We start from the raw sequence: 21,337 nt of genomic DNA, 5'->3' as shown, positions 1-21,337 counted from the left end.
TGGGTAAACAACCAAAAAGTCGGTACCCTCTATGCAGGATACCGACTTTTCGGTCGTTTTACGAATTGTTCTGTGATGCGTTTTTCGCGGTAAATGAACCCGTGAGCGATTCAACCTGTTTCATAAGTTTGTCCCTAGCATTTTTATTTCGCATGAGGTACGCCGCGCCGAGTCCAAGTGCTGCCATGGCCATTTTGTTCATCAAGAACAACATCTCCTCGCTCATTGAAATTTTGGTTCACCTTACTATGCCCGATTTGAGGAAGATTAATCGGGTGAAATATGTATTTTGAAATATCGGTCGTGAAACTATAACAGGATGTAGTCATCGTCATTACTCCCTCATAGTATACAGCAGTTAGAACTATTTGGGATGGGGGCGAATCTGATTACATTTTGGATTGATATATCCACACAGAAATATCAGTTGAAATTGTACGATGGACATCGATTGGTCAAAACTTATCCGATAGCGGTCGGAAGAATGGTGACGGCAACCCCAACGGGAACGTATCGGATCATTAACAAACAGCGTAATCCGGGCGGTCCTTTTGGAGCATTTTGGATGGGGTTATCTAAACCGCACTACGGCATACATGGGACCAATAATCCCGCTTCGATCGGGAAAAGTGTGTCACACGGATGTATCCGGATGCGTAACAAAGACGTATTGGAATTGGCGTCGAAGGTTTCGATTGGAACGACTGTCCAAATTCATAAATGAAGGATTAAATGAAAAAATCAGTTTGGGACTCCCTTGAACTGATTTTTTTATTTTCAAACTACTAATTGACAATGATAATCGTTATCACTATAATGAGAATCATTATCAATTATGGATAGGAGCCAGGGAAATGAATAAAGTGTCACTACTATTACTATCTGCATTGCTGTTGTTTGTTTTGGCGGCATGCGGTGCAGAGAAGGATAAAGCGGAAGCAACGGAAGAAACACCGAAAGTAGATGAGGAAAAAGTAGAGGACGCCACCGCCATTGAAGTGAAGGATGCGACGGGAGACACCGTTGTGTTTGAAGAAACTCCGGAATCCATTGCCGTTTTGAATTCTGGGGATTTGGATATTTTACTTGCTTTGGGTGCGAATGTAACGGGGCGTCCGACTTCGAGTGGGCTTGTTGCCAAAGAGGTCGAAGGGATTACGGAAATCGGCAATCCTCATCAGCCGAACTTTGAAAAGATAGCGGAGGTTCATCCATCCGTATTAGCTGCATCTCTGAGCTTTAAACAACATGCACAAAATATAGAAAGACAAGGAACAAAAGTCGTTTATACAAAAGCGAATTCCATCGCCGACATTCAAGAAACGATTCAACTATTCGGACAACTGTTCCAAAAAGAGTCAGAAGCCGAGACGATCAATCAATCCATTACTGAAAAAGTGGACGGAGTGGGAAAGGCTGAAACAAATTCAGTGAAAACGTTATTAGTCTACGGTGCTCCGGGTACTTACTTAGCGGCTCTGCCGAATTCACTTTCGGGAGATTTATTAGAAAAAGCGGGCGGCGAAAATATTGCATCTGATTTCCCGCAAGAAGAAAGCTATCCGCAATATGCAAGTCTAAGTGTAGAAAAAATTATTGAAAGAAATCCAGAGGTTGTCATGCTCATTACACACGGAGATCCAGAAGCGGTAAAAGAAGCATTTGAGGGTGAAATGGAGAAAAATGCTGCTTGGAAAAACCTTGATGCAGTGAAAAATGGAAATGTCGTTGTGTTACCATCACATCTATTCGGCACAAATCCGGGTACAAAAGTGACGGATGCGCTTGATGTGATGATTGAAAATCTGGCGGTGGTTAAGTGATATGGAAGCGGCAGAGGTCCAAGTAGCGAAGAACACACATCCATTGGCTAAAAAAAGAACGATTGTCATTGTTTCGTTCAGTGTCCTTCTAGTACTTGCCTGTACGGCCAGTTTAATGATTGGACCTGTTTCTTTTCAACTAAGTGAAGTGTGGAGCGGGCTTGTGTCCGCTGAAGATTCGCTTTCAAGAAGAATCGTATGGGAACTTCGATTTCCACGCGTGTTAATCGGCATGATTGTCGGAATGTGCCTCGCTGTATCAGGCGCCATCTTACAAGGCGTCATGAAAAATCCGTTAGCCGATCCGGGGATTATCGGTGTATCTTCAGGGGCTGGGCTTGCGGCAACTACAATTATGATACTATTTCCGGCCTTTATCATGTTTTTACCTTTAGCTGCATTCTTGGGGGCTCTCGTCACTGCACTTGTGATCTACACATTATCCTGGAAAGGGGGGACTTCGCCGGTTCGGATCATTTTAGTCGGGGTGGCCATCAATGCCGTTATCGGTGCGTTTATGAGTGCGTTGATGCTTCTTTACAGTGATCGTGTTCAAGCCGTCCTCCCTTGGTTAGCAGGTGGAATTGCTGGCGTCGGGTGGATTCAATTTGAAATGATCATTTATTATGCAATTACAGCACTTGTGTTATCCCTATTCGCCATCAGGCATATCCGCATCTTAAGACTAGGTGATGAAGTAGCAAAACTGTTAGGGCATAACGTGGAGAGGAGTCGGTTCTTTCTCATCGTATTAAGTACATTGCTTGCAGGGATTGCAGTGAGTGTAGCTGGTTTAATCGGTTTTGTCGGACTGGTGGTCCCCCATATTTTGAGAATCATGATCGGCGGTGACTACCGTTATTTATTGCCTGCTTCTGCGCTTGGCGGAGGATTGCTAGTTGTGTTAGCAGATACAGTGGCCCGGAGCGCTTTCGATCCGATTGAGTTACCGGTCGGGATTTTGCTGTCATTTTTAGGCGGACCGTTTTTCTTATATATGATCCAAAGAAGGAGGGATACTATTGCTTCTCACTAAGGATGTGACTTTTGAACATTCTTTTTCCTTTCAACTGGATGCAATCGAATTACATATTCAGAAAGGGGAGATTGTCAGCCTGATCGGGCCGAATGGATCGGGGAAATCCACTGTTCTTCGTTTGATTTCACGCTTGATTACCCCGAAAAGTGGAGAGATCATCTTGGATGGTGAAATGATCCGCTCGATGAAAAGTGTGGAAGTGGCGAAGAAGCTAGCCATGCTACCTCAAATGCAAGATCATCAACTCGATTTGACAGTTGAGGAATTGGTTGAATATGGAAGATATCCCCATCGCGGTGCATATGGCAAATTAACAAAAGAGGATGAAGAGATTGTGCACTGGGCGATGGAAGTGACGAGACTTATGCCATATAAAAATCGGATGTTACAATCGCTTTCTGGTGGGGAAAGGCAACGGGCGTGGATTGCCATGGCGGTTGCTCAACGGCCCAAAATATTATTGCTCGATGAACCGACCACTTTTCTGGATATATCCCATCAATTGGATGTGATGGAACTCGTCAAAGAACTGAATGCGCAGTTTGGCATGACCGTTGTCATGGTGCTACATGATATTAACCAGGCAGCCCGTTATAGCGACCGATTAATTGTGTTAAAGCGTGGAAAAGTCCAATATGATGGCATACCGCAATGCGTGTTATGCCAGGAAATGTTTCAGTCTATTTTCGAAATCGATGCGGATATTCACGAAGAAAACGGGACACCGTTTTTCACCCCAATAAGGTCGAGAAAGGAAGTGTACGCATGAAAAAAGAGCCAAGAGAGCCATTGGATTATGAATTGGTCAAGGCATTTATCATTGCAGCACATGGAAACTTGGAAGAGGTGAAGAAACTGCTGGCGATAGAGCCGGCACTCCTCCATGCAGTTATCAATTGGGGAGGCGATGATTGGGAAAGTGGAATTGGAGCAGCAGCGCATACCGGGAATCGAGCGATTGCTGAATGGTTGCTCGAGCAAGGGGCTCGTATGGATATTTTTGCAGCGGCCATGCTAGGCGAACTTGAATTGGTACGTGCGATGGTTACCTTGCAACCGACTGTTGTCAACGCGAATGGACCGCATGGCATTCCGCTCATTCGCCATGCACAAATGGGAGGCGAACTGGCAAGACCTGTCTATGAATTTTTAGAAACATTCATTCAAAAGGAGGAAGTTGTAGGATGATGACTGCAGTCAACACCATTCGTATTCAAAAGGGAAGAGTAGATGAAATACTTGCTCGTTTCCAAACACCAAAATCCGTTCACACGTTTGAGGGTTTCATTCTTATGGAGGTGCTGAAAAAAGAAAATAGCCCTGACTATGATGAGATCAAAGTATGTACAACCTGGGAAGACCACTCGTTTTTTGAAAAATGGCTAGAAAGCAGGGCATCCCAAAAAGCGCATGCACAAAAAAGTGAGCAAAAACCAGAAGATAGCCCGATATTAGGTTCTGAACTGACCACATTTGAAGTGGCTATTCAGCACAAGCCGGCTACACAGGAAGTTTGAAAGAGGTCTCTCGACAATTAATATAACAGGAGGTGTCTAGAAAGTCAGTGTTCACTGAATTTCTAGACACTCTTTTTATTCTTCCACAGCAATTGGCTCAATCCATGTTTTCGACCAATTTTCGATTTCTTGCATAATCGGTGTAAGTGCCATCCCTTTTTCTGTTAGGGAATATTCAATGCGGACTGGTGTTTCCGGATAGACATTGCGGACGACAAAATCTTGCTGCTCTAAGTCTTTTAACCTTTCCGACAATGTTTTTCCGCTGACACCGAGCTTGTCGGTCATCGTACAGAAGCGTTGTGGACCTGCCATCAATTGATAGAGAATGAGCGCGGTCCAACGCTGGCTGAGAATCGACACGGCTTTCTCAAAACGGGGACAAAGTTCAAATTCATTCATAGCTGTCTGATGACTCCTTTCATAATTGTTGACAAAAGTTATTATAGCATATAAAGTTAGTTACATAAAGTAATTAACTATATATAATAAAATTGGAGGAACAGAAATGAATTTTCATAAAGAACCCCTTATTTATACAGGCGAAGTGCATCTGAACGTGACTGACTTGGAGAAATCCGTGAATTATTATAAAGAGGTGATTGGATTTAAAGTGCTGGAAGAGGAAGCGAATAAAGCGGTGTTAACAGCTGATGGAAAGACTCCGTTGCTCATTCTTGATCAACCCGAAAATGTTACACCGAAAGAGCCGCATCGTTCCGGGCTTTACCATTTTGCATTATTATTGCCGGAGAGAGCGGATTTAGGGGCCATCATTAAACATTTCATCCAACATAACGTACGTCTCGGGGCATCGGATCACCTGGTGAGCGAAGCGCTCTATTTGTCAGATCCTGATGGTAATGGCATTGAAATTTATATAGACCGTGATCCGAGCGTTTGGCATTGGGAGGATGGGAAAGTAGCGATGAGTACGGACCCGCTCGATGGGGAAAGCATTATCGCAGAAAGCGCGGGACGTTTATGGGATGGACTCCCTGCCGGAACTGTCATGGGGCATGTCCATTTGCATGTTGCACATTTGCCTGAAACGGAAACGTTCTATAATGCACTTGGTTTCGAAGTGGTAACGACCTATCCACAAGCCTTATTCATGTCAAACGGTAAGTATCATCACCATCTCGGACTGAATACATGGAACGGTGTCGGCGCATCACGTCCTTCGGAAGACAGTGCAGGTCTCCGATCGTTTACACTCATCTATCCGACGGAAACCGTGTTGAAGGAAGCTCTTGCAAAAGTCGAAGCCCTTGGGACGACAGCGGAATCATTCGGAAATGAAAAATTAATAGAAGATCCTTCCGGTAACCGCATTGTCCTTCGTGTCGGAAACTGATCATGAAAAAGCTGCCGTGCTTTGGCAGCTTTTTTGTTGTAACTGTGTCCACATAGATTGAAACTTCTTTCGACGCCATCCGTATAAAAGCGTATACTTATACTATCGAGATATTATGCCGAAAAGGAAGTGAGATAGATGACGAAAAAATTATGGTTTCAAGCAGGCGTTGGAATTTTACTTGCTTTGCTGATTTTGAAATATTTTATGGAAATCAAAGGGATATTCGCACCTCTCCTTATCATTGCAAAAACAATTTTCGTACCGTTGTTACTTGGTGCTGTCCTTTTTTATGTAACGGAGCCCTTGCAACGTTTTTTAGAAAAGCGTAAAGTGCCACGTTGGGGAAGTATTTTAGCAATACTCATTAGTGTGGCGGCGGTTATCTGGATTTTCATTTCAATTATTGGTCCACCAGTCGTGAATCAAGTGGATAAATTGGTCAAACATGCACCATTCATAGCAAAAGAGGTTACCGTTCAAACGGAAAATCTTATCGATGTATTGCAACATCGCGAGGACTTTCCACCGCAAATAAATGAGTGGATTGACAAGGCTGTCAACTATATCCAAACGATTGCCGTTGTATTCGGAAAACTAGTCGTTCAATTTTTCCAATCTGTTTTCCAAACAGCATTCACCCTTATTCTTGTTCCATTTTTCTTCATATTTTTGCTGAAAGATCATGAGAAGTTTGCGCCATTTATCTACAATTTCTTTTCGGGTAAACAGCAAGAATGGGTTAAGAAAACATTGAAAGATATCAATACAGTGTTGCGAACATATATCCAAGGGCAGCTTCTGATCAGCTTTCTTCTAGCGCTTATCATGTTACTTGGTTATTGGATCATTGGTCTAGATTATGCGTTATTGCTTGTCATTTTTGCTTTTTTCATGAATGTTATTCCGTTCATCGGTCCGTGGATTGCGTTTACGCCCGCTCTCATTATCGGGTTTCTGCAAGATCCGCAAATGGTCATTTGGGTCAGTTTGGTTACTCTTGTTGCACAGCAAACGGATAGCAACTTGATCACGCCAAATGTGATGGGGAAAACGCTCGACATCCACCCACTCACGGTCATCACGGTTATTTTAGCAGCCGGAAATATTGCAGGTTTCCTTGGCATTCTCCTTTCGATTCCAGCCTACGCAGTCGGGAAAGTCATCGTGAAAAATATCTATGATAGACGTAAGGAAATTAAACTTGCTGCGACGAAAAATGTATAGCTTGCAAAAGAAAAGAAGCACGCTCCAAATGGAATGTGCTTCTTTTCATGTTTGAAAGTAAAGATGTTGATGTAGGTTGCACCCGGGGTTGAAAGCGGCGGTGCATTTCGGGCATTCCGACTTACAATCCAAGTACTCCTCGACCGTCAGTTCATGTCCGCATGCTCCACATAGAATGGCTTTTTCATTAAATTTCTTTTTTGGCCAGACGTCGGGATGGCCACAGCCTTTTTCAGCATGGCATTCGTAGCACGGAAAGTATGTATCGCAACAATAAAATTTGATCGCAATGCGGTCAATTTCCTTGTGATAATGGGCACAGCGTGTTTCTTCGTCCATTTCGCAAGCTTCTACGACTTGTCCTTTGATGAGCATACGATTTCCTCCTTGAAAATCAGCTAGTGGACGTATGGAGAGTCGGATACAGGGCATTCTTACAGTAAAAAGGACTGATACAATGTTAACCGAATTTCCGATTATCCATACGAATATTTGGGATGCCATTTGGGCAATTCCTGTCATTCTTGTGGTCATGGTGATCATGAAGGCGTTTTTTAAGCTTTCAACGGCGTGGCTTTCAACCGTTGCTACGGTCCTCGGTTTGCTGATTTCCATTTTCATCAGCCATCCGGGGAATTTGTCAGCAGGTATTTTCATGGGCTTTTTCTATGGTGGAGCTGCCATCGGTTTGATTTATTCATTGAGAAATTCGTTTGTCGCTTATCGTCAAGGTTGAATAGGAAACTTATCGAAGTGGGCAAAATCCGCATTGCATAAGTCCAGGCACATCCTTTGAGAAGCAGCATGTCGTTCGGACTTCGGTATTCAGAAGTATAGAAGGTTCATTTCCTTTCAGATAAGTGGCAAATAAAGAATGAGGGGCGATGCCTTTCCACAATGCATCGTCCCTTAACATATCAAAATCCGCACGGGCTTCGTATTCCGTTGCTGGATTGGCAAGCAGTACATGGTATTGCCAGAGTAGAAAGCCGAAGATGTTTTCCCATAGTGTTAAAGGGGAGATGGAGGCGACGGTGCGCATTTGTTGAATGACAGCTTTGCATTCTTCAGTTAAAATGCGGCTGATGACATCCTGCCGCTCCTCATCATCTACAGTTCGCCAATCTTCTGCATCGGCAAATGTGCTTACCGCCAATTTTCCGTATTCCTTTTTTGCGCCAAAAACAAGCCGGTTATGACTGCCATCCCAAATTTCATCGTACATTGCTAAATTGGTAAACTGCATAGCGATGAACATCCCGAGGCGGCGCATAAAATAGGAGGCAGCGACGGTACGATTCGGGCTACCGCTAATGGCCTGGACAGTGGTCAATACATGTTCGGTTTGTTTGGGATCGAGAAGGGTCTGTAAGGTGAACAGTGGTCGTTCAGGCTGTTCGGTATAAATGCTATACATATTCAGCTGTCTAATTTGATCCGCCGTTAAGTTTTTCATGCTTTGATTGTATCACTCTATTCTGAAAACGACTAGGTTGAGGGAGGTTTTTGTTTGATATAGACTTAGGGGGGAGGGGAACTTTTTAGGGGGGAAAAGCATGACTAAGCGATTAGATATAGATGCAATTATTGATTTGATTGAAGAGGAAGCGGATATTATTCTCCCGATTGCGAACGGAGAACCCCATAAATTGTTGGATATTTTAGAAGAAAATCATACAAGATTACGGAACGTGAAAATTCATCAGCTGCTAGCTCTACGGGAGCGGGGCTATATGTTAGGCGAAACAAAAGGACATCTGTCGCATGTTTCTTATTTTTTAAGCGGTGCGACACGCAGGGCGTATCATAAAGGGACAATCGAATTGGTTCCGAACGTGTTCCATGAAGTCCCGCGCATCTTGCAGAAAACAACTAACATGTCATTGATTATGACGACAGCTTCTCCAATGGATGCGCATGGCTATTTTTCATTGGGGGCACAAGCAGATTATGTGGCCGAATTCATCGGACATGTCCCGTTTGTCTTGGAAGTGAATGATCAGGTGCCGAGAACGTACGGACAAAATCAGGTCCATATTAGTCAAATTGCTGGTTATATTGAAAATAACGCCCCTTTGACTGAGACAGAACAGCCTATTATCGGGGAAAAGGATATTAAAATAGCTGAACGGATTATAGCAGAAATTAATGATGGGGATACGTTGCAAATCGGGATTGGTGCTGTCCCGAACGCCGTCATGGGCATGTTGAAAGACCATCGCCATCTTGGTATCCATACGGAGATGCTGACGGATGGGGTGGTCGATCTCGTTGCTAGCGGTGCAGTCGATGGCACCCGGAAGTTTACGAATAAAGGGAAAATCATCACAACATTTGCATTTGGGACACAACGGCTTTATGATTTCCTTCATGAAAATCCATCGGTTGAATTCCTGCCGGTAAGTGTCGTGAATGATCCGCGTGAAATCGCTAAGGAAGAGCAACTTGTATCGATCAATGCCACCACTGAAGTGGATCTTTACGGGCAATGTGCGTCTGAAACAATTGGTGGGCGTTATTATTCTTCGACAGGCGGACAAGCTGACTTCGCAAGGGGAATCCGCTTTGCGAAGCACGGAAGAGGTTTTATCTGTCTGCATTCGACAGCGAAAAACGACACGATCTCACGTATTCAGTTGCAATTGTCACCGGGTTCAATCGTCACGACATCTAAAAACGATGTGGATCATATCGTAACGGAATACGGAATCGCCCGTCTTTACGGCAAGTCGTTATCCGAACGGGCAAAAGCACTCATTGCCATCGCCCATCCGGCGTTACGGGAGGAATTGTTGTTTGATGCGAAGAAAAATGGGCTGCTTATATAAGTAAGAGATGAAATCCATGGAGTCAGTACGCTCTATGGATTTTTATTTTGGATTGATTGAAAAAATGGCGAGTCAAAAGTCCTGAGTTGCAATCAAATTCTATGTGAGTGCAATCAAACCAGAAAAACGCCTGAAGTTCGTCGTTGATCGGCGCCCGCCCAACACACTTTACTAGGCAGAAACATATTATTTGTATGAAGAGGTGGTGAACGTTGAAAAAAGATGAGAGGGCTATCCGACATGATCCATTTGAAATCGAACAGCGTGAATGGAAACAGCGGCAAACAAAGGAACGACTTAAACAGTTATTGACGATCGCTTCTCCGATATTTCTACTCTTATTATGGGAGTTCTTGTCGAGGACAGGAGCGATCGATATTCGTTTCTTTCCGCCACCCTCCGCCATTATAGGCACGTTTTTCGGGATGATTTCTAGTGGTGAAATGGCCAGCCATATCGGCGTTTCTTTGTATCGGATTTTTGCGGGCTTCCTTCTTGGCGTCATACCAGGAGTCATCATCGGTCTCCTGATGGGCTTGTACTCGCCCATCCGCCATTTTATGTCGCCAATTGTCATGGCACTCATGCCCATACCAACGCTTGCTTTGATGCCGATTATTATCATTCTACTTGGCATCGGAGATTTGTCGAAAGTGGTGACGATTGCGGGCAGTGTCTTTTTTCCAGTCGTCATTAATACAGTGGCGGGTGTTATTAATATCGATTCGATCTATTTGGATGTCGCGAAAAACTACGGGGCAAGCAAATGGGATTTCTTTTGGAAAATCGCTTTGCCGGGAGCGCTGCCAGTCATGTTGGAAGGGATTCAGATGGGGCAGGCGATTGCGCTTTTGACAATTGTTGCGGCAGAAATGATGGGGGCCACGTCGGGGATCGGGTATCTGATTTGGACTTCGTATAAAGCTTTCCTCCTGCAAGAGATGTACGTCGGGCTCATTCTCATTTCGTTTTTTGGCTATTTGTTCTCGCTATTGCTACGAGGAATCCAAAAAAAATTGTTACCGTGGAGGTGAGCACATGAGCAGGCAGACGAAAATTGCCATCCGTAATTTGACGAAGGCATTTTATAAAAAGCAGGGGAGTGTGACAGCACTCGAAGACATTAATTTGACCATTGCGGATGGAGAGTTTGTTTGCATTGTCGGACCGAGTGGCTGTGGAAAAACGACGTTGTTACGGATGCTAGCGGGCTTGGAGCATCCGAGTATCGGTGATTTTACTATTGAGACCGTCGGAGAAGAACGTCCCCATCAGTCCATGGTATTCCAAGAGAGAGGCATCATTCCATGGCTGACGGTAGAGGAAAACGTCGCATTTGGGTTGAAAATGCGACATATGCCGAAAAACATCGTAAAAGAACGAACCGACTATTATTTAAAGAAAACAGGGCTTGAAAAGTTTGCTTCCCTTTATCCGAAAGAATTATCGGGAGGGATGAAGCAGCGGGTCAGCATTGCACGGGCATTTGCCAATGACCCCGAAATATTGCTGATGGATGAGCCGTTTGCCGCGCTCGATGAACAGAATAAATTCATCCTGCAGGAAGAGTTGCTATCCATCTGGTCCGAAACAGGGAAAACAGTGCTATTCATCACACATAGTATCGATGAAGCACTTTTGTTGAGTGATCGGATTTTACTTATGAGTTCGCAACCTGGAAAAATTGTTCGGGAAATTACGATTGATCTGCCAAGACCGCGAAAAATGGAAGATATCCGGGAAAATCCAGTGATGGCAGGGAAATTTATTGAAATATGGCAGCATTTGCAGGAAGAAGTGCAACGATCACGGTTGGAAGACGAGTGAAAGGGGAAGTGCGATGGTCAAGTGGATGAAGAGCGGGTGGTTGCTAACGATTTTTGCATTGATGTTAATTATAGGAGCTTGCTCGCCGAAAGAGACTGCGAAACCGGCTCCTGTTGATGAAGCACCAGGAGATTATCCATCCGGTGACTTAGCGCCACTTGAAAAGCGGGCAAAAGTGGTCATTGCAGAGGATGGAGCGGCATCTGGCGCCGGTTTTTACATCGCAAAGGAAAAAGGGTATTTTGAAGACTATAATATTGAGGTTTCATTTGCCGACTTTGCGAACAGCGATGATATGCTACCGGCATTAGCGGCAGGGGAAGTGGACATTGCCGGCGGAGTTTCCACTGCCTCGTTTTTCAACGCAATTGCACAAGGGATCGATGTCAAAATCATTGCGGATAAAGGGCATAATGTACCCGGAAAATCGTATTTCACGTTCGTCATCGGCAATCATATGGTCGATGAAATAAAGGATTATCCGGATTTTGCAGGGAAGAAAATTGCGGTTTCCTCACGTAATTCGATAGACGGTTATATTTATCAAGAAATGCTTAAACATGCCGGCTTGACAGAAGATGATGTGGAGTTTGTACTGATGGCCGACTTTGGCAGCATGCTCGGCGCGATTGACGCCGGAACGATCGATGCAGCGCTCAATATCGAGCCGCTTATTGCACAAGGGGTCGATAAAGGCTTCCATGTCCGTTTCAAGGATGCGACTGACTATGCGCCTGAGTCGCAAATTGCAATGGTGCTCGGTTCCCCTCAATTCATGTCTGAAGAGCAGGATATTTCGCTTCGCTTCATGTCCGCTTATTTGAAAGGCGTCCGGGATTACAACGATGCCTTTATCAAAGGAATCGGGAAGGATGAAGTGATCGACATCATGGTGAAGCACACGGCACTGAAAGATCCGGCATTATGGGAGAAAGTGCATGTTACAGGACTGGATCCGGACGGCAAAATGTTTATCGACGATATTAAAAAGCAATATGACCAGTACAAAGCAAATGGCGCCATCCGTGGGGATGTCGATTTAAATAAAGCGATCGATACATCGATAACAGAAAAAGCGGTTGAAACGATCGGGGAATATGAACGCTGAATAAGTGAAAAACAGCCCATCGCTTAAGAGGTGGGCTGTTTTTTCTTCGTCTAGACTTCAGCGCCTAGGGGATCGGAGGCTCACAGGAAGTGAGTCGGGTAGCCGTTGCCACAGGAGGTGGCGTACTTGTACTTAGGCTGGCATCTTTGAAAGCCGACTGGCTGTGAGGCAAATAGCGCCTCTTGGGCCTACAGGATGTAGGTCATGCAGTCGTTGCCAATCGAACAGCGAAGGGTTCGATTTGCCGTATTTCTGCGTTTTTTGCGGAAATTAAGGCACCTTACAGGACGCGGCGGTTTTAGACTGCCTTCCTTTTTTCGTCTTATGCCTGTCGCCCCTGACCAGGCGCTTGCTCTTTGGTTCTTTGCTCCAATGCAGTTTGGAAACTGTGTAACCCCATCCCAATGATGATGACAACAATCCCGACAAGTGAAATCGGACCTGGCAGGGCGATGCCGACGAGGATCATTTCACCAAACATAGCAAAAATAAGTTCTGTCGATTGTGTCGCTTCGACTGCAGCTAGTTTTCCTTGATTGTCCCGTGCTAGATCGGTCGCCATGAAAAAGAGCGTTGTCGCGATGACACCTGAACTTACCGCTACGATAAACGACTGTGTCAGCTGGTCGATGGACGGGGGACCGACCGTCAAAAGCGCATAGATGGCAACGCCGATCCAAATCGGCAATGTCATAAGCGTCATGCCGAGCACTCGTTGAAATGTATCGAGCCGTCCGCCAAGTAGCTCCATCATTTTCCGATTGCCGAGTGGATAGGCTACTGCGGCGATGATGACGGGAAGAATGCCAAGCCACAGTGTTTGAATGTCAACACTTTGAGCGTGTGGGATTTGAATGAGCACAACGCCTGCAAGAATGATCAGTGAAATACAGAGTGAAACGGCAGGAATCTTTTGCCGGAACTTCTGCTCACCCGACTTTGTTTTTACAATGATTGTGAAAAACGGTGCCAACAAAACACCTGCTACAATCGTCAACTGCCAAGTGCCGGCGAGAAGCCAACCCGGGCTATACGCAGCTGCATAAGTAAGGGGCGCGTAAAATAACACAAAAGCTACCGCGCTCCAAATGAAAAACATTACAGGCTTTTTGAACATTTCTTTCTTCGTTTCCCCAAGTCCTTTACGATAAGCGACAATGGCTAACAAGAAGGGCACCATAAAGAAATAGCGGAGGGAAGAGCTCCAAAGCCAGCTTCCTCCCGAAAGTTCCATCGTGCGATTCAAGATAAAAGTCACCGCAAAGAACAGCGAGGCAAGGATTCCAATCCAAATTTCCTTCATATGTTACCCACCTAACTTATGCGCGCTCTTCGAACAGTTTTACCGCTTCAATAATGACGTTCGTCGCTTTCTCCATATTATCCACTGAAATGTATTCGTATTTGCCGTGATAGTTTTCGCCACCGGTAAAAATGTTCGGCGTCGGCATTCCCATATAAGATAGTTGGGAGCCATCTGTGCCACCGCGGATCGGCACGATATTCGGTTCAATATCGAGAATTTTGAAGGCATCAGAAATGATCTCGACGATTTCTATCACCGGTTCGATTTTCTCTCGCATATTGAAGTATTGATCTTCCATTTCTAACATAACAGCGTGTTCGCCGTATTCTCTCTTAAGTTTATCAACTGTTTCCACCATCAACTGTTTTCTTGCCTCGAATGTTTCCCGATCGAAATAACGGATGATATAGCCGAGTGTCGTCTTTTCGATTGATCCATCGAACTGCATCAGGTGGATGAACCCTTCATAGTCCTCCGTTTTCTCAGGAATTTCATCCGTAGGCATTGCTGCTTGGAATTGATTGGCGATCAGAATCGAATTTACCATTTTCCCTTTTGCGGAACCAGGATGGATATTCGTGCCGTGGAACGTCACTTTCGCCCCGGCCGCATTGAAACTTTCATATTGCAGTTCGCCGAGTGGGCCGCCATCCATCGTATAGGCATATTTGGCGCCGAATTGTTCAACGTCGAATTTATGCGGACCTCGGCCGATTTCTTCGTCTGGCGTGAAGGCGATGCGAAGCTTTCCGTGCTTGATATCCGGATTGGTGATCAAGTACTCCATGGCGGTCATAATTTCAGCGATACCTGCTTTATTGTCAGCGCCGAGAAGAGTCGTACCATCTGTTGTAAGAAGGGTATGACCTACATAATTTTTCAGCTCTGGGAAATCATTCACACTCATGACGGTATTCGCGTTCAGTTGAATATCGTTGCCGTCATACTGTTCGATCCGTTGGGGATTGACGTTTTTCCCTGTGTAATCGGTGGCCGTATCGACATGTGCAAGAAAGCCGATCACCGGTACATCCCGATCCGTGTTGGCAGGAAGCGTGGCGAATAAATAACCGTTCTCGTCTAACGTAATCTCTTCCATGCCAATATCGTCCAGTTCCCGTTGCAATTCGTGCAACAGATCCCACTGGCCTGGTGTCGAGGGGGTGGATGAGCTATTTGCATCCGATTGTGTATCTATTTTTGCGTAGCGTATGAGACGCTCCATCAGCTTTTCTTTCATTGCCCACATTCCTCCTAAAATTGAAGTTACAGTCTCTCCATCTTATCAGATTGTTTAGACTTACGGAATATTGGACCTTGAAAAGAGAAGTCATAACAGGGTGGACGGTTTCTCCTTTTATACAATGAAATAGGCCAGGACACTAAGGACAATCGATGTGATCAGCATCGCCGTCAATGGCTTCAACGCTTTTGTTCGAAGTTCGCGTAGGTTTATGTTGAGACCAAGACCAACCATGGCGGCAGTCAAACACCAAGTCGTCACAGTAGCTACACCAGACAGAAATTGTTCTGAAACGGGAATGGAATGGCCAAGGACATAGCTTCCGAAAAGGCTCATTAGAATAAAGCCAATCAAGAACCATGGAAATTCAATTTTATTTCCATTCGTCTCGCTATCGTGGCTTTTCCGTTTCATCCAATATAAGAAAATGAAACAAAGAGGGACGAGGAGGAATACACGCCCCAGTTTAGCAAGTAAGCCTACAGCGAGGGCATCTTCGCCTCCGGGCTCAGTAGCGAGTGCCACATGGGCAATTTCATGGAGGCTAATGCCGGACCATATGCCGTAATCAACGGGTGTTAACGGTAAAATGGGACGTAAAATGGTATACGCAATAGCAAAAATGGTGCCAACAAGCGCAATGATACCGACGCTAATCGCGGTATCTTCATCTTTCGATTTGACGATTGGGGCAATCGCGGCAATCGCGGCTGCTCCACAAACACCGGTGCCGACACCTAGTAGCAGTGAAATGGTCAGATCGGCTTTCATGACTTTGGCGAGCCCGACGGTCAAAAGAATCGCAAAGAGGATAACCCCGGCATCGCGCATGAGTAGGCCGAGGCCATCATGCAAGACCATACTGATATTCAATTTTAAACCATAGAGAATAATGGCAAAGCGCAACAACCTTTTAGACGAAAAAGTGATACCCGGTCGAATCAGCTCCGGGTAATGAAAAAATTGCCGATAGATAACCGCGAGTATAATGGCGCAGGCTAGTTGTCCGACATGATCAAACCCGGGGACTTTAGCCAAAAAATAGCCAAGCAATGCGATTGAAAAAGTGAATGCAATGCCGCCATACCAAGGGAAGGGTGGAGGTTGCCGTTTCGTTGGTTCTATTGAGGGTGTTGCATCGACGGATCCAATGGATGGACGCTTTTTGAAGCTTTCTATTTTCATGTGAACACCTCTTATCATGTACTGTATAATTACCATATTCCCCGTTTGACGATAAGTAAAATAAATATATATTATACTAATAATAAGTAATAACTTATAGATTGGAGATTTTTCTGGATGGATCAACATTTACGTGTATTTGTCACTGTTGTGGAGAAAGGGAATTTTTCACGGGCGGCGGAAGAATTACATATGACGCAACCTGCGGTAAGTCAGTACATCAAATTATTGGAACAAACATACGGAGAGCAGCTTCTTGATCGGAGCAACAAATATGTGCGTTTAAATAAGGCGGGAGAAATCGTTTATGCCCATGCGAAAGAAATATTAGGTTTATACACGAAAATGCAACGCTTATTGGATGACTTGGCGAACCGGGCAACCGGTCATCTTTCAATTGGAGCCAGCTACACGTTTGGGGAATATGTACTGCCTCATTACATCGCCCGATTGCATGAACAATTTCCACTAATCAAACCGAGTATCGTTATTGGTAATTCAAAGGAAATCGCTGAGTTAGTCGAAGGGCATCAATTGGATGTAGGCATTATCGAGGGAGAACTTCAAAACAACCAACTTTCGATTGAGGCATTCGCAGAAGACACGATGTACGTCGTCGCATCAGCACAACACCGTTTGGCGCAGCAAATCGATGAGGTGAAGCTATCCGATTTAGAAGAAGAGACGTGGATCATTCGTGAATTGGGTTCTGGAACAAGGGCGGCAACTGAAAAAATCTTTCATAGCTTGTCGATTAAACCTAAAGATGTCATGGAATTCGGCAGTACGCAATTGGTAAAGGAGTCGGTCGAATCCGGACTTGGTCTCACGTTCTTGTCCCATTTAGCGATTCGGAAGGAATCTGCTATGGGGCTATTGAAAACCATAGCGGTAAAAGATACCCCCTTTAAACGGAAATTCTCGATTGTGTTACGAACTTCCTTCAAAACAAAGGCTTTGGAAGTATTTATCGATCTATTAAAAGAGGATCCTTCTTTGTCGACGGTGATAAAAAGGCCGTGAAATCGGACAAAAAAAGGCATCACGCTTTTTTTGCGGATGCCTTTTCTATATTCATCAAATAACAGAATAATTCTTATGTGAAACGACCGTTAGATTTGACGCGGCACCAATGCGCTCGGCGTCACTCGATGAAATTTTTACGATAACGGAGTTCTCCAGTATTTTATAAATAGTTCCATTTACCTCGTGATCATTGCGGACGAACGAAATCTGTTCATCGATTGTGCGCGCTGCGACAAAATCTGAAACCTCTTTATCCTTACGTGGAAAAGCCATTCGAATTCCCCCTATTGTTTTTTCTCCCCGCATACAAAAAAAGGCTTAGGCAAAGTCCTAAGCGGGAAGTGGAAACGGAAAACAACTCAACGAAAATGATCTATTACAAGTTGTCTATTTATAGTATACCATAATTTGACGGATTTTGCAGAGGCCACGCCTTTGAAGCATATATACCCTTATTGGTTTTAGCTCTTTCACATCTGTTAGTCGGGTGCTATGATATAAGACTACATCGTATTTGTGATGGTGAATAATGTCGGTAAATGGGTAGAAAATTGATGCAGACGATAAAATTGCAGAAAGAGGGTGCATTATGAAAAAGAGAGCAGTCGATTTTCTTTATATACTAGTTGGTGCTTTTATTTTCGCATTGGCGGTCAATCTTTTTGTCATTCCGAACGAACTTGGAGAAGGCGGAGTTACCGGATTGACCATCATCGCATACTATCTCTATAAATGGTCACCAGGACTGGTGAATTTAGTGCTCAATGGTTTTTTACTGATCGTAGGCTATAAATTTTTGAGCAAAAGTACGACGATTTATACAATCATTGCCGTTTTATTCAATTCTTTATTTTTACATTTGACAGCGGGGTGGAGCATTTCTTCTGATGAAATCATAGTAAATACTATCTTTGCTGGTGTATTTATAGGTGTAGGAATCGGGCTTATCATTCGTGTAGGCGGTACAACCGCTGGCTCTGCCATTCTTGCCAGTATTGCAAATAAGTATCTAGGTTGGAATATCAGTTATGCTTTGCTGTTTTTCGATTTAATTGTCGTTTTCGCTTCTTATTTTATAATTGGTGCCGAAAAACTGATGCTGACGATTATTATGCTCTATATCGGTACAAAAGTCATGGAGTTCATCATTGAAGGGTTGAACTCAAGAAAGGCTGTAACGATCATTTCAAACAATGCAGATCAAATCGCCAAGCAAGTCAATGAGGTAATGGGCAGGGGCGTGACAGTCTATTCTGGTCATGGTTATTATACGAAAGAAGAAAAGGACATCCTTTATATCGTAATTAGTAACCGTGAAGTAGTGAAGTTAAAGAAAATCGTGAAGGCCGCAGATCAGAGCGCCTTTATCGCCATTCATGATGTCCGGGATGTCTTTGGTGAAGGCTTTATGAAGATTGCGAATTGATAAGGTGAGACGAATGCTCCGCATTCAGGCCAAAACCATTTGCTGAATGAAGATAAAAGAAAGACTGAGATCTTCCAACTTGAAGTTTCTCAGTCTTTTTTGGCATTCTTTTTAAAAATTGCTGAAATCCGTTTCTCAGTGCCTGCTTTCATCCGGCTGAAATTCTCGAGATGTTTCCAAATGGCCATGCCGAACAGTAAGGCCGCGATGATGAGTGGCCAATAGCCTTCCGTCCACAGCGCTTTGGCAATGAGTGTAATATACAGCATCAATACACCGACAACGAGAAAATCGGTTGTCAGTGCGACGATGACGAACAATAGGAACCCCGCAAGACCGAGCCGCCAATCGAGTGTGAGCAGCACCCCGATGATGGTGGCAGTTCCCTTTCCTCCGTTGAAATGCATATGGAAAGGGAAATTATGGCCAATCACTACTGCCGCACCGACAATGAATAACAACAAAGTGACCGTATCTTCCGGCCAACCCGCTTGGTGGGCAAAATAGCGGACAAGCAATATCGCGACTGCCCCTTTTCCAATGTCGATCGCCGCCACCAATGCCCCCATTTTTTTCCCGAGGACAATCGTCGCATTGGAAGCTCCCGCATTTTTTACCCCGGTTACTTTCAAGTCTACCCCGGATATTTTCTGGGCAATTACGGAACCGTGCAGGCATCCGATTGCATATCCCATCAGGAGAACTCCTATAATCCATACTTCCATTTTACTTCCCCCAATCAACCATACGAACAGTATATCATTCTATAAAATCAAATTTAAAAATATTTTAAATTAGTTGCTTGACAATTCTATGAAATTACTCGTATACTTATTTCACAAGATGGAAAATTAAATTAATTAAACTCTTATCAAGAGCGGCGGAGGGAATAGGCCCTGCGATGCCCGGCAACCGGCAAGCGACCAACTTGCAAAGGTGCTACTTCCTACAGAACCGTTAAACGTTCTGAAAGATAAGGGGAGGAATAAGCGAAAGCATAACCCTCTTCTTAGGCGAAGGGGGTTATTTTTTACATCCATAACCCCTAAAACAACTATGTATTATAGGTATTAAAAAACTTCAGGAGGTAATTACAATGACAAAACTTCAACCCGAAACACTACTACTACATGGCGGCCAAGAGCCAGATCCTGTAACAGGATCGCGCGCATTACCGATTCATCGTACGACTTCTTTCGTTTTCCCTGACACGGAGCATGCACAAAATGTATTCGGTCTGAAGGTAGCTGGAAATATCTATACACGTATTACGAATCCGACAACCGGTGCTTTTGAAGAACGTATTGCACTTCTTGAAGGTGGAACTGCTGCAGTCGCTCTTTCATCAGGGATGGCGGCGATTGCATTCTCCATTCTAAACATTGCTGAAGCGGGGGATGAAATCATCGCTGCTGAAAATTTGTATGGCGGTACATATAATTTGTTCGCTGCTACACTTCCACGTTATGGCATTAATGTAAAATTTGTTGATGCGACAGATCCGGAAAACTTCCGAGCAGCGATTACCGATAAAACAAAAGCATTATTCGCGGAAACAATCGGCAACCCGAGCCTGCACGTATTGGACATCGAGGCGGTTGCAAAAGTTGCACATGACAACGAAATTCCATTGCTTGTAGACAGCACATTCTCAACACCGTACGGCACAAATCCGATTGAGTATGGAGCGGACGTCGTCATTCATTCAGCAACGAAATGGATCGGCGGACATGGAACTTCAATCGGCGGAGTTGTTGTCGATGCAGGGAAGTTCGACTGGACGAGAGGGAAATTCCCAGGCTTTACAGAGCCAGATGAGACATACAATGGCCTTCGTTACGGAATCGATACGGCTGCTGCTGCGTTCGCTACGAAACTGCGCGTTCAACTATTGCGTGACTTCGGTCCGTGCTTAAGCCCTGATAATGCGTTCAACTTCCTGCAAGGGCTTGAAACACTTCACCTGCGTGTTCCAAAACATAATGAGAACGCACTAAAAGTTGCACAATTCTTGAAAGATCACCCAGCTGTCGAATGGGTGAATTATATCGGTCTTGAGGATCATCCATCCCATCAAGATGCAAAGAAATACTTGAAAAATGGCTATGGTTCCATCGTGAACTTCGGCATTAAAGGTGGACGTGAAGCAGGTCGGAAAGTGATTGACAATATTACAATCTGGTCGCATGTGGCAAATGTCGGTGATGCGAAATCATTGATCATCCATCCGGCATCCACAACGCATCAGCAATTGAGCGCAGAGGATTTGAAAAAATCCGGTGTAACGGAAGAACTCATCAGATTATCAATCGGTCTTGAAGCACCTGAAGATATCATTGCAGACCTTGCGCAGGCAATTGAAAAGGCGGTACCGGTCAAAGCATAACGATTTGGAATGGAAATTTGAAAAACGGGACTCCTCATC

25 protein-coding genes and 1 riboswitch are annotated in these 21,337 nt (G+C 44.5%); of the genes, 16 read left to right on the top strand and 9 right to left on the bottom strand.

Translation table 11 applies throughout. From position 1 onward, the window contains the following. Nucleotides 1–58: 58 nt before the first annotated feature. The gene (locus ACFPRA_RS11635; RefSeq protein WP_381434901.1) at nt 59–205 is read right to left on the bottom strand and encodes a hypothetical protein; all 147 of its coding nucleotides are present in this window, start codon (nt 203–205) and stop codon (nt 59–61) included. A gap of 183 nt (nt 206–388) precedes the next feature. Between ACFPRA_RS11635 and ACFPRA_RS11630 the strand changes: the two genes are divergently transcribed. From ACFPRA_RS11630 to ACFPRA_RS11605, 6 genes are all read left to right on the top strand, one after another. Beyond that, nucleotides 389–724, top strand: a complete 336-nt coding sequence (locus tag ACFPRA_RS11630) for a L,D-transpeptidase (protein WP_381434882.1) — start codon at nt 389–391, stop codon at nt 722–724. Between the two features lie 130 nt (nt 725–854). Continuing rightward, nucleotides 855–1,823 carry an ABC transporter substrate-binding protein gene (locus ACFPRA_RS11625; protein WP_381434377.1) on the top strand — a complete coding sequence of 323 codons (969 nt, stop codon included), beginning with the start codon at nt 855–857 and terminating at the stop codon, nt 1,821–1,823. 1 nt (nt 1,824) lies between these two features. Beyond that, nucleotides 1,825–2,859, top strand: a complete 1,035-nt coding sequence (locus ACFPRA_RS11620) for a FecCD family ABC transporter permease (protein WP_381434374.1) — start codon at nt 1,825–1,827, stop codon at nt 2,857–2,859. Continuing rightward, nucleotides 2,846–3,631: an ABC transporter ATP-binding protein gene (locus tag ACFPRA_RS11615; protein ID WP_381434371.1), complete on the top strand. Its 786-nt coding sequence runs from the start codon at nt 2,846–2,848 to the stop codon at nt 3,629–3,631. The genes ACFPRA_RS11620 and ACFPRA_RS11615 overlap by 14 nt, the downstream gene beginning before the upstream one ends. Continuing rightward, entirely contained in the window at nt 3,628–4,050 is a 423-nt protein-coding gene (locus ACFPRA_RS11610; protein WP_381434368.1) for an ankyrin repeat domain-containing protein, read from the top strand. The genes ACFPRA_RS11615 and ACFPRA_RS11610 overlap by 4 nt, the downstream gene beginning before the upstream one ends. Continuing rightward, a complete protein-coding gene (locus ACFPRA_RS11605; RefSeq protein WP_381434365.1) occupies nt 4,047–4,379 on the top strand; it encodes an antibiotic biosynthesis monooxygenase in 333 nt (110 codons plus the stop codon). Before ACFPRA_RS11610 ends, ACFPRA_RS11605 begins: the two co-directional genes overlap by 4 nt. A 75-nt stretch (nt 4,380–4,454) precedes the next feature. Here ACFPRA_RS11605 and ACFPRA_RS11600 read toward each other — a convergent pair whose 3' ends face one another. Then, on the bottom strand, nt 4,455–4,781 hold the full coding sequence (locus ACFPRA_RS11600) for a winged helix-turn-helix transcriptional regulator (protein ID WP_239389607.1): 327 nt from the start codon (nt 4,779–4,781) through the stop codon (nt 4,455–4,457). Nucleotides 4,782–4,887: 106 nt separating this feature from the next. Between ACFPRA_RS11600 and ACFPRA_RS11595 the strand changes: the two genes are divergently transcribed. Continuing rightward, on the top strand, nt 4,888–5,736 hold the full coding sequence (locus tag ACFPRA_RS11595; RefSeq protein ID WP_381434360.1) for a VOC family protein: 849 nt from the start codon (nt 4,888–4,890) through the stop codon (nt 5,734–5,736). 138 nt (nt 5,737–5,874) lie between these two features. Further along, on the top strand, nt 5,875–6,963 hold the full coding sequence (locus ACFPRA_RS11590; RefSeq protein WP_239389609.1) for an AI-2E family transporter: 1,089 nt from the start codon (nt 5,875–5,877) through the stop codon (nt 6,961–6,963). Nucleotides 6,964–7,008: 45 nt separating this feature from the next. Here ACFPRA_RS11590 and ACFPRA_RS11585 read toward each other — a convergent pair whose 3' ends face one another. Beyond that, a complete protein-coding gene (locus ACFPRA_RS11585; protein WP_381434357.1) occupies nt 7,009–7,338 on the bottom strand; it encodes a CHY zinc finger protein in 330 nt (109 codons plus the stop codon). An 82-nt stretch (nt 7,339–7,420) separates the two neighbouring features. Between ACFPRA_RS11585 and ACFPRA_RS11580 the strand changes: the two genes are divergently transcribed. Then, entirely contained in the window at nt 7,421–7,699 is a 279-nt protein-coding gene (locus ACFPRA_RS11580; protein WP_381434355.1) for a hypothetical protein, read from the top strand. Between the two features lie 9 nt (nt 7,700–7,708). Here the strand turns inward: ACFPRA_RS11580 and ACFPRA_RS11575 are convergent, their stop codons facing one another. Further along, nucleotides 7,709–8,419, bottom strand: coding sequence for a hypothetical protein (locus ACFPRA_RS11575; protein WP_381434352.1), 711 nt, complete (start codon nt 8,417–8,419; stop codon nt 7,709–7,711). A gap of 100 nt (nt 8,420–8,519) precedes the next feature. Here ACFPRA_RS11575 and ACFPRA_RS11570 point away from each other — a divergent pair, with 100 nt between their 5' ends. The 4 genes from ACFPRA_RS11570 to ACFPRA_RS11555 all read left to right on the top strand — a co-directional run bounded on the left by ACFPRA_RS11570 (nt 8,520) and on the right by ACFPRA_RS11555 (nt 12,726). Further along, nucleotides 8,520–9,791, top strand: a complete 1,272-nt coding sequence (locus ACFPRA_RS11570; RefSeq protein ID WP_381434350.1) for an acetyl-CoA hydrolase/transferase family protein — start codon at nt 8,520–8,522, stop codon at nt 9,789–9,791. Nucleotides 9,792–10,003: 212 nt separating this feature from the next. Then, nucleotides 10,004–10,825 (top strand): ABC transporter permease, encoded by an 822-nt coding sequence (locus ACFPRA_RS11565; RefSeq protein ID WP_381434347.1) that lies wholly within the window; start codon nt 10,004–10,006, stop codon nt 10,823–10,825. Nucleotides 10,826–10,829: 4 nt separating this feature from the next. Beyond that, a complete protein-coding gene (locus ACFPRA_RS11560) occupies nt 10,830–11,618 on the top strand; it encodes an ABC transporter ATP-binding protein (protein WP_381434344.1) in 789 nt (262 codons plus the stop codon). A gap of 13 nt (nt 11,619–11,631) precedes the next feature. Beyond that, nucleotides 11,632–12,726, top strand: a complete 1,095-nt coding sequence (locus ACFPRA_RS11555) for an ABC transporter substrate-binding protein (protein WP_381434342.1) — start codon at nt 11,632–11,634, stop codon at nt 12,724–12,726. A gap of 322 nt (nt 12,727–13,048) precedes the next feature. Here ACFPRA_RS11555 and ACFPRA_RS11550 read toward each other — a convergent pair whose 3' ends face one another. From ACFPRA_RS11550 to ACFPRA_RS11540, 3 genes are all read right to left on the bottom strand, one after another. Further along, complete coding sequence (locus tag ACFPRA_RS11550) at nt 13,049–14,029, bottom strand: DMT family transporter (protein WP_381434339.1); 981 nt, start codon at nt 14,027–14,029, stop codon at nt 13,049–13,051. Between the two features lie 16 nt (nt 14,030–14,045). Continuing rightward, on the bottom strand, nt 14,046–15,272 hold the full coding sequence (pepT, locus tag ACFPRA_RS11545) for a peptidase T (RefSeq protein ID WP_381434335.1): 1,227 nt from the start codon (nt 15,270–15,272) through the stop codon (nt 14,046–14,048). Between the two features lie 117 nt (nt 15,273–15,389). Next, nucleotides 15,390–16,460 carry a YeiH family protein gene (locus ACFPRA_RS11540; protein ID WP_381434332.1) on the bottom strand — a complete coding sequence of 357 codons (1,071 nt, stop codon included), beginning with the start codon at nt 16,458–16,460 and terminating at the stop codon, nt 15,390–15,392. A 117-nt stretch (nt 16,461–16,577) separates the two neighbouring features. Between ACFPRA_RS11540 and ACFPRA_RS11535 the strand changes: the two genes are divergently transcribed. After that, nucleotides 16,578–17,483 carry a LysR family transcriptional regulator gene (locus ACFPRA_RS11535; RefSeq protein WP_381434329.1) on the top strand — a complete coding sequence of 302 codons (906 nt, stop codon included), beginning with the start codon at nt 16,578–16,580 and terminating at the stop codon, nt 17,481–17,483. A 54-nt stretch (nt 17,484–17,537) separates the two neighbouring features. On the opposite strand, the gene ACFPRA_RS11530 is transcribed toward ACFPRA_RS11535, so the two are convergent. Beyond that, on the bottom strand, nt 17,538–17,759 hold the full coding sequence (locus ACFPRA_RS11530) for a DUF2187 family protein (protein WP_381434326.1): 222 nt from the start codon (nt 17,757–17,759) through the stop codon (nt 17,538–17,540). A gap of 316 nt (nt 17,760–18,075) precedes the next feature. Between ACFPRA_RS11530 and ACFPRA_RS11525 the strand changes: the two genes are divergently transcribed. After that, nucleotides 18,076–18,912, top strand: coding sequence for a YitT family protein (locus tag ACFPRA_RS11525; RefSeq protein WP_381434323.1), 837 nt, complete (start codon nt 18,076–18,078; stop codon nt 18,910–18,912). An 89-nt stretch (nt 18,913–19,001) separates the two neighbouring features. Here ACFPRA_RS11525 and ACFPRA_RS11520 read toward each other — a convergent pair whose 3' ends face one another. Then, the gene (locus ACFPRA_RS11520) at nt 19,002–19,637 is read right to left on the bottom strand and encodes a glycerol-3-phosphate acyltransferase (RefSeq protein WP_381434321.1); all 636 of its coding nucleotides are present in this window, start codon (nt 19,635–19,637) and stop codon (nt 19,002–19,004) included. A 140-nt stretch (nt 19,638–19,777) separates the two neighbouring features. Then, a riboswitch (SAM riboswitch) is annotated at nt 19,778–19,892 on the top strand. A 116-nt stretch (nt 19,893–20,008) separates the two neighbouring features. Between ACFPRA_RS11520 and ACFPRA_RS11515 the strand changes: the two genes are divergently transcribed. Beyond that, entirely contained in the window at nt 20,009–21,298 is a 1,290-nt protein-coding gene (locus tag ACFPRA_RS11515; protein WP_381434317.1) for an O-acetylhomoserine aminocarboxypropyltransferase/cysteine synthase family protein, read from the top strand. Nucleotides 21,299–21,337: the final 39 nt, after the last annotated feature.

It is taken from the genome of Sporosarcina soli (assembly GCF_042655805.1).
Classification (GTDB): domain Bacteria; phylum Bacillota; class Bacilli; order Bacillales_A; family Planococcaceae; genus Sporosarcina; species Sporosarcina soli.
Note: the sequence above shows the minus strand (reverse complement) of the source record. Positions and strands in the feature narration are given on the sequence as shown.